Annotated in this window: 14 protein-coding genes and 1 pseudogene; 2 read left to right on the top strand and 13 right to left on the bottom strand. The window is 27.5% G+C overall.

Annotated features, from left to right (window positions below):
- Positions 1-116 precede the first annotated feature (116 nt).
- The 13 genes and pseudogenes from ACWPW7_RS14625 to ACWPW7_RS14685 form a co-directional block, all read right to left on the bottom strand.
- Positions 117-1,385 (bottom strand): uracil-xanthine permease family protein, encoded by a 1,269-nt coding sequence (locus ACWPW7_RS14625; RefSeq protein WP_291565740.1) that lies wholly within the window; start codon positions 1,383-1,385, stop codon positions 117-119.
- 202 nt (positions 1,386-1,587) lie between these two features.
- Positions 1,588-1,908 (bottom strand): hypothetical protein, encoded by a 321-nt coding sequence (locus ACWPW7_RS14630; protein WP_291565742.1) that lies wholly within the window; start codon positions 1,906-1,908, stop codon positions 1,588-1,590.
- A gap of 58 nt (positions 1,909-1,966) precedes the next feature.
- On the bottom strand, positions 1,967-2,665 hold the full coding sequence (locus tag ACWPW7_RS14635; RefSeq protein ID WP_454054108.1) for an MgtC/SapB family protein: 699 nt from the start codon (positions 2,663-2,665) through the stop codon (positions 1,967-1,969).
- Between the two features lie 977 nt (positions 2,666-3,642).
- Positions 3,643-4,755: an Ldh family oxidoreductase gene (locus tag ACWPW7_RS14640; RefSeq protein WP_454054109.1), complete on the bottom strand. Its 1,113-nt coding sequence runs from the start codon at positions 4,753-4,755 to the stop codon at positions 3,643-3,645.
- Positions 4,756-4,778: 23 nt separating this feature from the next.
- Positions 4,779-5,483: an Mpv17/PMP22 family protein gene (locus ACWPW7_RS14645; protein ID WP_454054110.1), complete on the bottom strand. Its 705-nt coding sequence runs from the start codon at positions 5,481-5,483 to the stop codon at positions 4,779-4,781.
- A gap of 161 nt (positions 5,484-5,644) precedes the next feature.
- The gene (locus ACWPW7_RS14650) at positions 5,645-5,785 is read right to left on the bottom strand and encodes a hypothetical protein (protein ID WP_163247950.1); all 141 of its coding nucleotides are present in this window, start codon (positions 5,783-5,785) and stop codon (positions 5,645-5,647) included.
- A gap of 17 nt (positions 5,786-5,802) precedes the next feature.
- On the bottom strand, positions 5,803-5,973 hold the full coding sequence (locus ACWPW7_RS14655) for a hypothetical protein (RefSeq protein ID WP_163247951.1): 171 nt from the start codon (positions 5,971-5,973) through the stop codon (positions 5,803-5,805).
- A 260-nt stretch (positions 5,974-6,233) separates the two neighbouring features.
- The gene (rpsA, locus tag ACWPW7_RS14660; RefSeq protein WP_454054111.1) at positions 6,234-7,382 is read right to left on the bottom strand and encodes a 30S ribosomal protein S1; all 1,149 of its coding nucleotides are present in this window, start codon (positions 7,380-7,382) and stop codon (positions 6,234-6,236) included.
- Between the two features lie 222 nt (positions 7,383-7,604).
- The gene (locus ACWPW7_RS14665) at positions 7,605-7,934 is read right to left on the bottom strand and encodes a HesB-like protein (RefSeq protein ID WP_291565753.1); all 330 of its coding nucleotides are present in this window, start codon (positions 7,932-7,934) and stop codon (positions 7,605-7,607) included.
- 162 nt (positions 7,935-8,096) lie between these two features.
- Positions 8,097-8,285 carry a hypothetical protein gene (locus ACWPW7_RS14670; protein WP_291565755.1) on the bottom strand — a complete coding sequence of 63 codons (189 nt, stop codon included), beginning with the start codon at positions 8,283-8,285 and terminating at the stop codon, positions 8,097-8,099.
- Positions 8,286-8,306: 21 nt separating this feature from the next.
- A pseudogene (locus tag ACWPW7_RS14675) lies at positions 8,307-8,669 on the bottom strand (peptide-methionine (S)-S-oxide reductase); the annotation flags it as partial.
- A 193-nt stretch (positions 8,670-8,862) separates the two neighbouring features.
- Positions 8,863-9,933 (bottom strand): glycosyltransferase, encoded by a 1,071-nt coding sequence (locus ACWPW7_RS14680; RefSeq protein ID WP_291565757.1) that lies wholly within the window; start codon positions 9,931-9,933, stop codon positions 8,863-8,865.
- A gap of 189 nt (positions 9,934-10,122) precedes the next feature.
- Entirely contained in the window at positions 10,123-10,680 is a 558-nt protein-coding gene (locus ACWPW7_RS14685; protein WP_454054112.1) for a hypothetical protein, read from the bottom strand.
- A gap of 389 nt (positions 10,681-11,069) precedes the next feature.
- Between ACWPW7_RS14685 and asnB the strand changes: the two genes are divergently transcribed.
- Both asnB and ACWPW7_RS14695 read left to right on the top strand, forming a co-directional pair.
- The gene (asnB, locus tag ACWPW7_RS14690; RefSeq protein ID WP_291565761.1) at positions 11,070-12,971 is read left to right on the top strand and encodes an asparagine synthase (glutamine-hydrolyzing); all 1,902 of its coding nucleotides are present in this window, start codon (positions 11,070-11,072) and stop codon (positions 12,969-12,971) included.
- A gap of 163 nt (positions 12,972-13,134) precedes the next feature.
- Positions 13,135-14,577 (top strand): RNA-guided endonuclease TnpB family protein, encoded by a 1,443-nt coding sequence (locus tag ACWPW7_RS14695; RefSeq protein ID WP_454054113.1) that lies wholly within the window; start codon positions 13,135-13,137, stop codon positions 14,575-14,577.
- Positions 14,578-14,677: the final 100 nt, after the last annotated feature.

The raw sequence follows: 14,677 nt of genomic DNA on the forward strand, positions 1-14,677 counted from the left end.
ATTGACAAAAATAAGCTTACAACCAATAATCAAAAGTTACAGTGAAAATTTTTAATTTCTATACTCTGCTGCAAATTAAAAAGATGTGCTAAAATTTAGCACATCTTAATATATTTCTATTTTATTTCTTTTCTATTTATTATTGCATTTAATATTACTCCAGTGATTGCAGCTAAACTGACTCCGGAAATTTTAACAGTTTCCGTTACAGGTATGCCTAAAGTAAATCCAAATTTTTTCTCAATTATCCCTGTACCAATACCTATTATTAATATAACAGTCATGATTATTATATTTTTAATATTGAATTCAACTTTTTCACTTTTAATAGTTTTTACTCCAATTAATGCTATCATACTAAATAGCATTAAACTTATTCCACCCATTACTGGTGCAGGTATTGACTGTAGAAATCCTCCTATTTTAGCTACTACACCAAGGACTATTGCTAACATTGCAGTTAATCTAATTATTGATGGATCATAATTTTTAGTTATTGCTAATACACCTGTATTTTCTCCATAAGTTGTGTTAGCTGGCCCTCCTATAAATGCTGAAAACATTGTTGCAAGTCCATCACCTAATAAAGTTCTATTTAGTCCTGGATCTTCTATAAAATTTTTTCCAACCACTTGACCGTTTGTAGTAATATCTCCAACATGCTCCATTAATACCGCCAAAACTACTGGTGCTATAACGGCTATTGATGAAAGATCAAATTTAGGTAATGTAAAGTTTGGTATTGAAAACAATGGTGCTTCTGATATCAAAGAAGTGTTTACCATACCAATTTTTAGTGCTAGTAAATATCCTACAGTTACTGCTAACAAAATTGATAATTGCTTTATAAATCCTTTGCCAAATAGTGTTATAATAAGTGCTATTGATAAAGTAATTGCTGCTACTATTAAATTCTCTGACGCCATGTCATAAGCAGTTGGTATTAAATTTAATCCTATAGCTATTATCATTGGTCCAACAACTTGTGCTGGTAAAAATTTCTTTATATTATTTACTCCTACTTTACGAACACATAGTGAAAGAAGTACATATATAAGTCCTGCTACCACTATACCACCTTGGGCATATCTAAGGTCACCATTGTGTAGCTCTGTTACTGATATAATAACTGGAATAAATGCAAAAGATGAACCTAAAAATACTGGAACTTTTCCTTTGGTACATATATGAAATATAAGTGTTCCACACCCTGCTGCAATCAATGCAATGGATGGATCAAATCCCGTAAGTATAGGAACTAGCACTGTAGCACCGAACATGGCTATTAAATGTTGTAATGCTAACACAAATCTTTGTGCTGACTGAAGTAATGATTTGTTTTCTTGACTATTAACATTTGATTTAGTAATAACATTTTGTGACATAAAAAAACCTCCTTAATTTTGACAAGGAGAAATTAAATTTCTCCCTTTTCAGCCTCTCTGGACTGATTTAAAAGGTAATACATAATAAAAAAACTTCTTGCTACTGCAAGAAGTCATGATATACCTGTAAAATAACTATACTTTTAATCTTGCAGCCTCTCTGGACCGTATTAAAGATTTATTCACTTTGATAAAAAGTATATCACTTTTTATCCTGTCTTACAAGTATTAAATTATTAAATTTTACTGTTCTACTCATAATTTTTAATATATCTTTATAAACTTTTTCATTATTAACCTTTACAACTTCTCCCTTAGCAACTCGTTCCACTATTTTTTCTAGTTTTTCTGGAGGATTAACTTTTCTTAATGGGTCATTTCTCCATACGATGAGACGTTCACACTCCTCAATTGTTAATATTTTTCTTTCTTTGTCCTCATGTCTCTTTAAAGTTATAACTATGATGTACAGTGAAACTATAAGTACAATTAAAGAAATACTGTCAACTATAATATAATTCATAAAAACTCTCCTTATCCAAAACTAATCCTTATTATTCTTAACGCTATTAAAAAATTGTTTATATAATTCTTATTCCTATAAATTCTTTAAAAGCACTAAGTTCAACTATAAGATTTAGAATATTGATATATGGTGGAATTAAGACATAGTATATGCAGTATTCTGTGTTTTTATTACACTCTTCCTTATATTTACATTCTACATTTAAAATTTCTATATCTTTATCTGCTAAAACTTTATATAATGCTGACATTGCAGCTTCTCTATCTGTATATTTTACTTCTATTTTGATTTTTATAGTTTTATCAATGTACTTTTTTTCTATTTTTTCGAAACTTACTAATACTAAAAACACAACTATAGATGATACTATGCCTAAAAAATAATATCCCATACCTATAGCTAATCCAATGCAAGCTACAATCCAAATAGACGCAGCAGTTGTAAGTCCTTTTACTGATCCTTTCTCATGTATTATTGTCCCAGCGCCTAAAAATCCTACACCAGTAATGACCTGTGCACCTAATCTAGCCAAATCAACTTTTAGAACCTCTCTTAAGGCTATATTGTTATTTATAATATTTATGGCATCTTGGGAGATTAATATTTGTATCATTGAAATTATAGCAGCACCAATGCATACTAAAGAATGAGTTCTAAGCCCTGCAGGTCTATGTTTATACTCTCTTTCATATCCAATGACTCCACCTACAAACATTGCTACTAATAATCTTATTATTATTTCGTATTTTTCCATTAAAACACATCCCCATAATTAATAAAAAATAAATATAACAATTAAAAAAATAATGTGTACGTTAAGATAACTGCTATTCTTATGGTTCTCTAATTAGAGCTATTCAATGAGAATGTACACAATTAAAGAGACTTCTCTTTTATGGAAGAAGTTTTGAATTGATTTCTTTTTTGAAGTTACACAGTAACTTATATACAATCTAGTAATATAATTGCTAGTAAAAAAATAATTAAAGAAGTTATTTTGATTTAAACTAAATTCAACCATAATTGTGCATTCTGCATTGTGAATTAAAATATCTAAGAAAACAATTATATTAATCTGTTTATTAATCTGTTTATTAATCTGTTTATTAATCTGTTTATTAAATTGTGAGCAGTATATCCATAATATGTATACTTTATTATATTGGTGATTAAAATTTTGGAGTATAGAATAAAATAACTATTTAAAATAAAAATAATATTTTACATCATGCAAGTAGATAGTATTACACAAAATAGATTAGTCTATTGGCTAATTATTCTTTGAAGATATATTATATTATTTTAAATAAAAAACCGTTAATTAAGTAAAAATTTAAACTTAATTAACGATTAATATTTATTTTGACTTCTGCTTTAAATTAAAAGTGGCATTAAGCGCCTTCGTAGGACATGCTTTTATACATTCACCACAACAAATACATTCTGGACTATTTGGATTTTCATAAATATTAATATCAAATTTACACTTTCGAGAGCAAGCTTTACACTTAATACATTTGTCATTAACATTTAATCTATATAGACTAATAGGATTAAATAATGAATAAATTGCATCTAATAGATAAATAAATCTACAAAATGGTCTGAACACTATAATAGACAGTATTATGGCAATTATAAGTAACTTTATAATGTTTATATGTAAAATTACGTAAATGTAATACAAAAAAAGAAGGATATGCAATAAACATATCCTTCTCCATGTTAACTTTATTCAAAAGAAAAATTATAATTATTTAGCCCTAATTCTTTTTTTAGTGTCAAAATATCCTGTTGTAATGCTTTATTTACAGGCACACCTTTGTCTTTTCTATAAAGCCAAGCCTCATACTCTTTTTCTCCAGCAGTATAAATCCTTTCCATTCCAGGAGCTTTTTTAGAGTTTCTAAGAGCTCTTAATATTTCTCCTGTTGTAGATTTGAAACTATCTAACTCTGTAAAAGCTTCTACATTTATTGCCATAAAGAAATGTCCTAATCTATAAGGAACTTTCTTACCATCTTCAAAACCATTTAATGCTTTTAGAAAAGCTCCACCTTGAAGTGCTGCAGATAATATTTCAACTACTGTAGCATAACCATAACCTTTATATCCTCCAGTTTCTTCTCCGATACCTCCTAATGGAGTAAGAGCTGCCTTTCCAATTGTTAAATCTTTTAAAATTTGGTGAGTATCTACACGACTATTCCCCTCTTCATCTATTACCCATCCTTCAGGTAATTCTTTGTTTTTCCTATCATAAACTTCAATTTTTCCTCTTTGACTAGTAGATGTTGCACAGTCTAAGACAAAAGGAAACTGCTCATCTGTAGGAACTCCAAAGGTTAGAGGATTAGTACCTAACATATTTTCCACTCCAAAAGTTGGAGCAATAGATGGTCTAGCATTAGTTCCTGTAACACCTATCATACCTTGCTCTGTAGCCATTGTTGCATAATAACCAGCTATTCCATAATGAGAAGAGTTTCTAACAGCTACCATTCCCATACCATAGACCTTAGCTTTTTCTATTGCCATTTCCATTGCTTTTTTTCCTATAACATGCCCAAGTCCATTATTACCATCTATTACTGCGGTAGTTGGTGTTTCTTTAACAATATCAATTTTAGTATTTACTTCTAAAATTCCATCTTTTATTCGATCATAATAGATTGGTTTTAATCTACCTATACCATGAGAATCAATTCCTCTTTTGTCCGATGTAATAAGTACTTCAGCACAAATTTTTGCATGTTCTTCTGGCACACCTACTGCCTTAAAAACGTCTATCATAAAATTTTCTAAATAATTAAAATCTATCCAATACACTTGTTCATTTTCCATATTTTTTCACCTTCTTAAATAAATCATTTTGCAATAGATTTGTGGGAAATAGTATTTTTTTTAGGTTTAGATAAAGCTAAAATAGCCCCTAAAACCATAGAAAGAATTGCTGCTGTTAATACTCTATATTGTGGTGGCAATAAAAAAGTAATAGTATGAGCAGGAATCCAAAAAACTGGAATGGTCTTTAAAACAACAAAATTTAAATATCCATACCAATCTATATTATTAACTACCTCTTTTAATTTTACTTTTTTTATTTTATTTAGTCTACCCCCACCTAGTTCAATATAAGTATCAGTAATTCTATGGAATGCCATAAAAGTTGGTGCAAAAACTATATTCATAAACGCACTTGTAAAAAATGCAAACAAAAATTTATAAGTAGTTGATTCCTTTTCAGCAGAAGGGAGTAATCCAGAATTCATTACTCCTACTACTCCTTTAGCAAAAATATCGAAAACAACAGTGAATGTCATTCCTATAAATCCCCATACAATAAATTTATATACTATTCCTACAGGCTTTTCATAATTTCCTTTTACTATTCTAAGTGCCAAAATTTCACCTAAGGTAGCTAATATAGATACTTTTAAGAATCCTATAACATAAGGATGAGACTTTGCAAAAATAGTTAAACTATTTGTATCTTGACCATTTAGTAGCCGAAATAATAAAAATATTACTAGTCCAACTACAATCCCCCAAATAATATCCCCTTTTTTCATAATTATTCCCCCTATTATTTATTTCAACTCTAATTTTAACAAAAAATATTGCCATTTACTATATTATATTCCATTTGTACAACAGAATAATAATTAAAAGTTTACTTTATTAATTTTTTATTTGGAAATCTTATAATAAAACAAGCTAGGAATAGTCCTAGCTATATGTTTTTCTTAAAATTTTTCACAGAATGTTTTTTAGCATTTCTATTTTGATTATGGTTTTCTTCTGTTATAGGTGTTTGATAATTACATTTTTCCATTCTAGCTATTTTATTATCTGGTTGACTATCTTTTGGCATACCATTTCATCTCCTTTTTACCACTTTCCATCATAGTTTATTGGATTTGCTTTATTATGCTTACTTTTTGCTTTACCTTGAATTTCCGGTACTGGATGAAAATCATTTTTAGGAAATTTTTGTTTATGATTACTTTCTGTTCCATGTGGTTCTTCAACATTAGGTCTTCTCATTCCTTTTTTAGCCATAAATAAATTCCTCCTTATAACTTTCTAATAATAGTTTGTTTATTTACTTTTCTAATATACTAGAAATATAAGGCTTAATTATCTTTAAATATTAAGTATAAAAATAAAACACATAAAGAATACTATTATTTCTTCATGTGTTTATAAAAAACAAAATTAATATTTAATTTGTATTATGTTATAAATGTTTAATAAGAATTTAAGATTAACTTTACCTTTAATAAATTTCTTTTGAAAAAATAAGATTAAAACTCTACAAATTAATCAAATTTAAAATTCTTTAAAGCATCTTTAAAGACATCACCAAGAGTAACATCACTATCATCATTATACTTTTTATAGTCTTCTTTTGAGCCTTCTATAGTTTCTTTAATACTTAAAGAGATTCTATTTTTATCCACATTTAAAATTTTAACTTTAACAATCTCACCTAGAGATAATTTATCTTGTGGTTTGGTTATATTTTCCTCAGAAATTTCTGAAATGTGGACTAATCCTTCTACTCCATCAGCTATTTCAATAAAGGCACCAAAATTCATAAATTTCACTACCTTACCTTCAACAATATCACCAGTAGTAAATTTACTTTCAATACTATTCCATGGGTCATAATCCATATCTTTTAAAGCTAAAGATATTCTGTTTTTGTCTCTATCAAAATCTAATAGATATACTTCTACTTCGTCACCTATAGACACTACATCACTAGGATTCATAATTCTTTTCCAAGATAAATCATTTAAATGAATTAATCCATCTACTCCACCTAGATCAACAAAGGCACCAAAGTTAACAAGTCTTGATACTATGCCTTTTCTTTTCTCTGCTTTTTTCAATGAATTCCATAAATCATTAATTTTCTTTTCTTTTTCTTCTTCTAAAATAATTCTTCTTGATAATATAATTTTATTATCCTCTTTATTAAACTCTATAACCTTAACCTTAAACTTTTCATTAATGAATTTAGATAAATCTTTTACATACTCATTAGAAACCTGTGAAGCAGGAATAAATGCTCTTATACCATCAATATTAGCAATTATTCCACCTTTAACAACTTCTACTGTAGTTGCAGTGATTACATCATTATTTTTATATGCTTCTTCTATGTTATCTAGTGATTTTATTGCATCTGCTTTTTTCTTTGATAAAAGCACATGACCTTCACTTTCATTAATTCCTAAAACATATACTTCTATTTCTTCTCCTTCATTAATAAAGTCCTTTAAATTCTCATCTTCATTACATATTTCATTTTTATATATTATTCCATCGTACATAAAATTTATATTTACTAATACATCATTATCTTTTACAGATAAAACTTTACCTTTTAATATATCACCTTTATAAATTTTATTTAGAGATTTATCTATTTCATTAATAAACTCATTCATTGAATTTTCCATCACACTCTCCCCTTTCTTGCTTATATACAAAGTATATACACTAAATGTAGTATTTTCAATATGAACAAAGAAAACCATTAAAAGTAACTAGCTTTAAGTTTTTAAAAAATAATATATATATTTATTACTTAATTATGTTAACAAAAATTATTAATTCTTTTATACTGGATAAAGCCTATTTTTACAAATAAATAAAAGGAAGGATTTCTCCTTCCTTAAGTATTAGCCACAACTAGAGCAAGTTGAGCATCCGCCACCTTCTGGTTTCTTCTCAGGCTCGATAGAAAATCCACTCATGCCGTTTTCTTCTCCAGATAATATTGTTAATGATCCAAACTGAGTTGTAACATCTTTATCAACTAAAAATGTTATTTCATTTATTACTTCTGTATTATCTTCTGGTTTTTGCTCATCTAAAACAAGATTGAATGATGGCCCACAGCAGCTCATTCCTGCAAAATGTATTCTAATAACATTAGCTGTAACTTCATTGTCTAATAAAAACTGCTTAAATTCTTTAGCAGCATTTTCGCTCATTTTAACGATGCTCATAGTTTATACCTCTCTTTTAATTTATTATCACCAAATTAATAAAAGTCAAAATTTATTGAGAACAATTATTAATTAAGGTAATTACATAATAATATAAAAATAAATATAATGCAATAATAATTTATTTTTATGTTTTCCTTTATATATTATATTATTCGTAGATTATTTTCCATATCCTTCTACTATATCAAACAAAGCTCTTTTTGATATTTCATTTAATTCAAATTTATGAATATCATTCTTTAACATTGCAATAGTTCCATGTCCCTTACAATAGCTATTTAATTTACAAGCTAAAGTAGAGTTCATGAACTCATTAAAATTAGAATATTTAGTAGCTAATTCCTTCATCAAAATAGATGCTTTCTGGAGATAGTATTTTTGATGATAGTTTTCTGCTAAATAAAATTTCCTTAGTGATATTATCTCTGTATTAAAGGTTATATCTAAGGCTTCTTCAAAATCTCTTTTAGAATTTTCTGCTATAATTCTCTCTTCATCTGTTCTATAAAATATAATAGATCTATATTGAGCTATACCAGTTTTATTTTCTGGTGTATGACTATCCCAAAAGCCATTTATTATTTCTTCATATGTAATCTTATCTCCATCATAATCGAACTCAAAGGTTTCTGCATGGTCACCAATATTATTATAAGTAGGATTTTTTGTACTTCCTCCACAATATCCTACCCTTGTTCTAATAACTCCATCAACTATACCAAACTTGGCATCTGGAGTCCAAAATCATCCCACTGCTAGTGTTGTTGTTTTTAAATTAGCTGGCATTTCTAAATCAAGCATTATCATTATTAATCATACCTCACTCTCAAAATTGTTTTTAAAATAATATTAAAATATAAAAAACCTTTTGTAAATTAGAATATAAAAACCTCCAAATTTATGGAGGCTTTTCAAACTAATAATATTATTGTACACCAATACTTTTAAAAAATTCTCTATTATTTATAACATTACTATCTTGAGGTCTGAATTTTGCTGCTAATTCATTATGCTCAAAGGATTCCTGTATTCTATTTATCTTATAATAGCAGACACATAATTGAAGATGAGGACGCCATGTCCAATAATCTATACTTATAAATCCTAAAAAATTTTCAGGAATTTTTAACTTAGTAGCAGTTTCATACCAATATATCGCCTCATCATATCTTTCTTCTTTTTGAAAGAAATAGCCTAATCTATAGCAACTTTCTGCTCTAGGAATACTATATTCAAAAGCTCTTAAACAACTCTCTTTAGCCTTTTTACAGTTTCCTATTCCATCATAACAATCAGCAATCTTATATAAAGCATCTATTTTATCTTCAACCCATCCATCCATAACCATAAATTCTTCAAGTTTGTCAATTGCTTTATAGTACATTCCATTATAAAAAAGCTCTTTTCCATAATAGTAGGTATCTCTACCATTAAATACGTATCCTTCTTTTAATTTATTCTGATATATTTCTAAATTTCTCTTTCCACTACCTTTTAATTTTTTATGAACTACCTTTATATCACTATCTATGGTTTTTCCAAATACTTCAAGATATTCATGTATAAATCCTATCCATAGAAAATGTTTTTCTCTTTTTACTAATCTATTTCTTTTAAAAGTTAAAATAGGATTTCCAAATTCATCAAAATGAGTTTGATAATCCATAGTAACAGAATCTACGGAACTATCTAAAGTCTCCTTAAGATACTGAAATTTTTCTTTATCTTCGTCAAGAAAAATATCATCTGCATCTAGCCATAATATATATTCCTTTGTAGCCTTACTAAAAGAATAGTTTCTAGCAGCTCCAAAATCATCTATCCATTTAAAATTATATATATTATTTGTATACTTTTTAGCAAGTTCAATAGTTTTATCTTTAGAACCAGTATCAACAATTATTATTTCATCTACAATATCTTTTATAGAATCTAAACATCTTTCTATAACATCTTCTTCATCTCTGACAATCATACATAAACTAATAGTAATCATACTTACCTCCACAGTAGTATTAATTCTAAATTTACAATATATTAAATCTGCAAATTTAGTAGAAAATAAGTGTATACCTCTATAATGACTTGATTTTTTTGTCAATATATGCGGTAATATACTTTTATATAATATGAAGGTAAATTGTCTTTAGTTACATATTAGCAAATATATATGTTAATATTTTAATTAAGCTAAATTCTTATTATTCATAAACTCTTCAATAGGTATTATCTCATCCACAAACATTCTATGAGTATGATTAATATAAGAAAGTTTTATAATATCTTTATCTATAGTTTTTCCATTGTTCATATAATCGCCAAAATCATATAATAATAGTGCAACCATATTATTATTTAAGCATATATCATATAAAGAATTTGAAAGATCTTTAAATAATAATTTACTACTTGAATTGATTATACTTTTTACATCAATTATAAATCTTACATCGGAAAATCCACTTTCAACCTTATTATCCCTATATCGTGCTAAAAACTCTTTTATTACCTCAAAATCACTATTTAATACTATATTTTCTATAGCTCCATTACATATCATCAATTTTTCTGTATCATCTAAAAATTTATATAAGAGATTATAGAGTCTATCTTCAATATTTAAATAAACATATACATTATCCTTAATGCAACCCTTTATGTATTTATATATATTTATAACCATATGATCATCTCCATAATAATAAAAGGCTATATTTTTACCTAGTTTATTTATACTACTCATTATATCTCTCTCCTTAAATTGTTGTGATATTTTTACAATAAAGATATTCTACCATTTAATGGAATTACCTTCTTTTTCCATATTTTTTCTTTTTTTAAAATATGACAAAATAACTTTTTATATTAATACTTTATGTAAGTAAAAGTTAATATATATCTACATATGTAATTTTATTTATTTTTTCTTAAAATATGTCTAATCTTAATTTTTTTTATAACTATTCTATAAATAACTGTGTTATACTATAATTTATGTGAATAAAATTATTTGTGAAAGTTAAAATACATAATAGTGAGGACATTTTATATATTGACCAGTTTTTTTCATTAAGATAAAATAAAAAAATAAGAGTAAAATATTATAAAATTCATCACTAAGGAGGAAGTAACATGTGTGGATTTGTAACATTTTTTAGTAATACACCAATGAATGTTGAAACTAAGGATGCGTTAACTCCAATGACAGCATCTATTATTCATAGAGGACCAAATCAAGATGGAGAATATGTTGATGACCATGTTTATTTAGGTTTTAGAAGGCTAAGCATTCTTGATTTAGCAAATGGAAGACAACCTTATAGTCATGAAAATGGTCAATACGAATTAGTGTTCAATGGTGAAATATATAATTATTTAGAATTAAGAGAAGAATTAATAAAAGAAGGATATGAATTTAATACTAATTCAGAAATTGAAGTTATAGCAACCCTTTATAAACATTATGGTGAAAGCTTTGTAAGTAAATTACGAGGTATGTTTTCATTTATAATTTGGGATAAAACTAAAAATGTATTTTTTGGTGCAAGAGATCAGTTTGGAATAAAGCCTTTCTATTATATAGAAAATGATAATGGATTATATATTGCCTCTGAACTTAAAAGCTTCTATTCAAATAAAGATACTACTTATAAAAAAATTGATGAAGAATCTCTTCACAACTATTTGACTTTTCAATTCGTGCCTGAACCAAACACTATGCTAGAGGATGTTAAAATTTTAAAACCAGGTCATACAATAAGAAAAGAACTAGGGAAAAAACATGAAATAAGCCAATATTATTCAATGCAATTCAATCCAACTCCAATGCCAAAAGATGAAAGAATGAAGGAAATAAGAGATGTATTAGAGAAATCTGTTGAGCTTCATATGCAATCAGAAGTACCTGTAGCGACCTTTTTATCTGGTGGTATAGATTCTACTGTAGTAACTGCTCTTGCTAAAAAATTCAAACCTGATATTAAAACCTTCACTATAGGTTTTGATAGAGAAGGATATACTGAAATTGATTTAGCTAAAGAGACTGCTGATAAGCTAGGAGTTGAAAATATAAGTAAAATTATTACAGCAGAAGAGTTTGCTAATGAAATACCTAAAATTATTTGGCATATGGACTCTCCAGTAGCAGATCCTGCTGCAATTCCTCTTTACTTTATAGCAAAGGAAGCTAGTAAACATGTAACTGTTATATTATCCGGTGAAGGTTCTGATGAGGTTTTTGGTGGATATACTATATATCATGAACCCCTATCATTAAAAATGTTTGACTATATTCCTAATGGTGCTAAAAAGCTATTAAAATCTATGTCTTCTAAAATGTCAGAAGGCACAAGAGGAAAGAGTTTTTTAGAAAGAGGATGTACTCCAATTTCAGAACGTTATGTTGGAAACGCTAAAATATTTGTAGATCCTGAAAAACCAGATATACTAAGAAAATATAATAGTAAATATACCTACCCAAGAGCAATGAAAGATATCTATGAAAGAGCGAAAAATTATGATGAAGTAACCCAAATGCAATATGTTGACTTTAATACTTGGCTTACTGGAGATATATTAGTTAAAGCTGATAGAATGACAATGGCTCACTCTTTAGAACTAAGAGTACCATTTTTAGATAAAGAAGTATTTAACGTTGCTTCAAAATTAACTTTAGATGAAAAAATTAATGGTCATGTAACTAAATATATGTTAAGAGAAGCTTATAAATCAGAGCTTCCTATGCTTAGTGCTATAGATAGAAAAAAATTAGGTTATCCAGTACCTATTCGTCTATGGCTAAAAGATGAGCTTTATGATTGGGCTGTTAATATAGTAAAACAAAGTAATGCTGATGAATTTATAAATAAAAAAGCAGTTCTAGATCTTATTGAAGAACACAGAAGAGGACCATTTGATAGAAGTAGAAAAATATGGACTATTCTTGTATTTTTAATATGGCATAGAGTTTTCATTGAAAATACTGCTTCTTATGATTTTCACAAAGAAATAGCTTTAGATAAAGTAACTAAATAAAAAGGTCGTGACTTTAAGTCACGACTTTTTTCTATTAATAATATAGCATCTTAAGGGTAACATATAATGAAAGTAATAAAAATTATAGAAGTTATTAAATAATAAGAACAAATAAGAAAATATATTCAAAATCAATAGAAAAAATAAAGGAGGAATTTCTCTAGTGGCAAACTATGTTTTGACACTTCCATTGAAAACGGAAAAGTGGCAAGAAAATATATTAGAAAAAAGATTAAATATTGCTCGTCAAATCTACAATGCTTGCCTTGGAGAAATTCTTTCAAGATATAGATTAATGCAAAGACAAAAAGAATATGATCTTGCAATGAAAATGGAAAAAGGCAAAAAACGTAATGCAATATTCAATAAACTTAGAAAAGACTTTGGTGTAACTAAGTTTGATCTAAACAAGTTTGTAAAACCTATGGGGCAAAAGTTTAAACAAAACTTAGGTTCTCAAATGGTTCAAGAAATCGCAGAACGTTCTTTTACTTCTTTTGAAAAACTAATGTTTGGAGAAGCAAAGAAAGTTAGATTTAAAGCCTATGGCGAGTTCTATTCTGTACGTGAAAAAGGAAATTTCACAGGCTTTAGGTATTTCGAAGATAGAAATGTAATGGAATGGCTTGGGCTAACAATGCCAGTAATCATAAAAAGAAATGATGAGTATGCACATCAATGTTTTTTAGATAAATTAAAGTTTTGCAAACTTGTTAAAAAAGTTATCCGTGGTAAAAATAGATATTTTGTTCAAATGACTTTTGAGGGTGTTCCACTACAAAAGAAAAACTGTAAGGTTTCTATTAACAAAAATGCTCGTGTAGGCTTAGATATTGGTACTTCTACTCTTGCTATCGCAAGTGAGAAAGAAGTTAAAATATTAGAACTTGCAGAAGATATAAATATAGACGAAAAACTTAAAAGAGTTCTTCAAAGAAAACTCGATAGACAACGTAGAGCAAGTAATCTCAACAAATACAATGAAGATGGCACAATTAAAGTAGGAAATCGTGAGAAATGGGTTCAAAGTAAAGGTTATATTAAAACTAAACTTGCACTTGCAGAAATTCAAAGGAAAATAGCCGATAAGAGAAAAGAATCTCATAATAAACTTGCTAATTATATACTTTCTCTTGGTCTTGATATAAGAGTTGAAACTATGAATTTTAAAGCACTTCAAAAAAGAGCAAAAAAAACTACTGTAAATGAGAAAACTGAGAAGATTAATCGCAAGAAAAGATTTGGAAAATCTCTTGGTAACAAAGCACCGAGTATGCTTATAACTCTTATAGATAATAAACTTCAATACTACGGTCTTTCAATTAAGAAAATAGATACTTACAAAGTTAAAGCGAGTCAATTTGAACACTTTACAAAAACTTATGTTAAAAAGCCATTATCAAAACGTTGGAATGAATTTGAACAAGGAAATATTCAAAGAGATATGTATTCTGCATTTCTAATAATGAATACAAAGGATAACTTAAAAGAAATAGATATAGATAGAGCAAATGCAACTTTTGAAAACTTCTTTAAGTTGCATAATAAAGAAATAGAAAGAATTAGAAAATTAGATAAAAAACAAATAAGTAGCATAGGACTATAAAAGCCCATACTACTTTGGGGCATATGGTTTTGAACCGAGCCAATATGATAAACTCCGTAGGGTGATAATAGTTTCAACGGAAACTTTGCCCGATAAAGTC

Source organism: Clostridium sp. Marseille-Q7071, from assembly GCF_965112025.1.

Excerpts from the sequence above, each read along its gene's own strand:
- ACWPW7_RS14635 (WP_454054108.1), bottom strand. The coding sequence starts at position 2,665 with ATGGAAAAATACGAAATAATAATAAGATTATTAGTAGCAATGTTTGTA.
- ACWPW7_RS14685 (WP_454054112.1), bottom strand. The coding sequence starts at position 10,680 with ATGAGTAGTATAAATAAACTAGGTAAAAATATAGCCTTTTATTATTAT.
- asnB (WP_291565761.1), top strand. The coding sequence starts at position 11,070 with ATGTGTGGATTTGTAACATTTTTTAGTAATACACCAATGAATGTTGAA.
- ACWPW7_RS14650 (WP_163247950.1), bottom strand. The coding sequence starts at position 5,785 with ATGCCAAAAGATAGTCAACCAGATAATAAAATAGCTAGAATGGAAAAA.
- ACWPW7_RS14645 (WP_454054110.1), bottom strand. The coding sequence starts at position 5,483 with ATGAAAAAAGGGGATATTATTTGGGGGATTGTAGTTGGACTAGTAATA.
- ACWPW7_RS14670 (WP_291565755.1), bottom strand. The coding sequence starts at position 8,285 with ATGAAGGAATTAGCTACTAAATATTCTAATTTTAATGAGTTCATGAAC.
- rpsA (WP_454054111.1), bottom strand. The coding sequence starts at position 7,382 with ATGGAAAATTCAATGAATGAGTTTATTAATGAAATAGATAAATCTCTA.
- ACWPW7_RS14680 (WP_291565757.1), bottom strand. The coding sequence starts at position 9,933 with ATGATTACTATTAGTTTATGTATGATTGTCAGAGATGAAGAAGATGTT.
- ACWPW7_RS14625 (WP_291565740.1), bottom strand. The coding sequence starts at position 1,385 with ATGTCACAAAATGTTATTACTAAATCAAATGTTAATAGTCAAGAAAAC.
- ACWPW7_RS14665 (WP_291565753.1), bottom strand. The coding sequence starts at position 7,934 with ATGAGCATCGTTAAAATGAGCGAAAATGCTGCTAAAGAATTTAAGCAG.
- ACWPW7_RS14630 (WP_291565742.1), bottom strand. The coding sequence starts at position 1,908 with ATGAATTATATTATAGTTGACAGTATTTCTTTAATTGTACTTATAGTT.
- ACWPW7_RS14655 (WP_163247951.1), bottom strand. The coding sequence starts at position 5,973 with ATGGCTAAAAAAGGAATGAGAAGACCTAATGTTGAAGAACCACATGGA.
- ACWPW7_RS14640 (WP_454054109.1), bottom strand. The coding sequence starts at position 4,755 with ATGGAAAATGAACAAGTGTATTGGATAGATTTTAATTATTTAGAAAAT.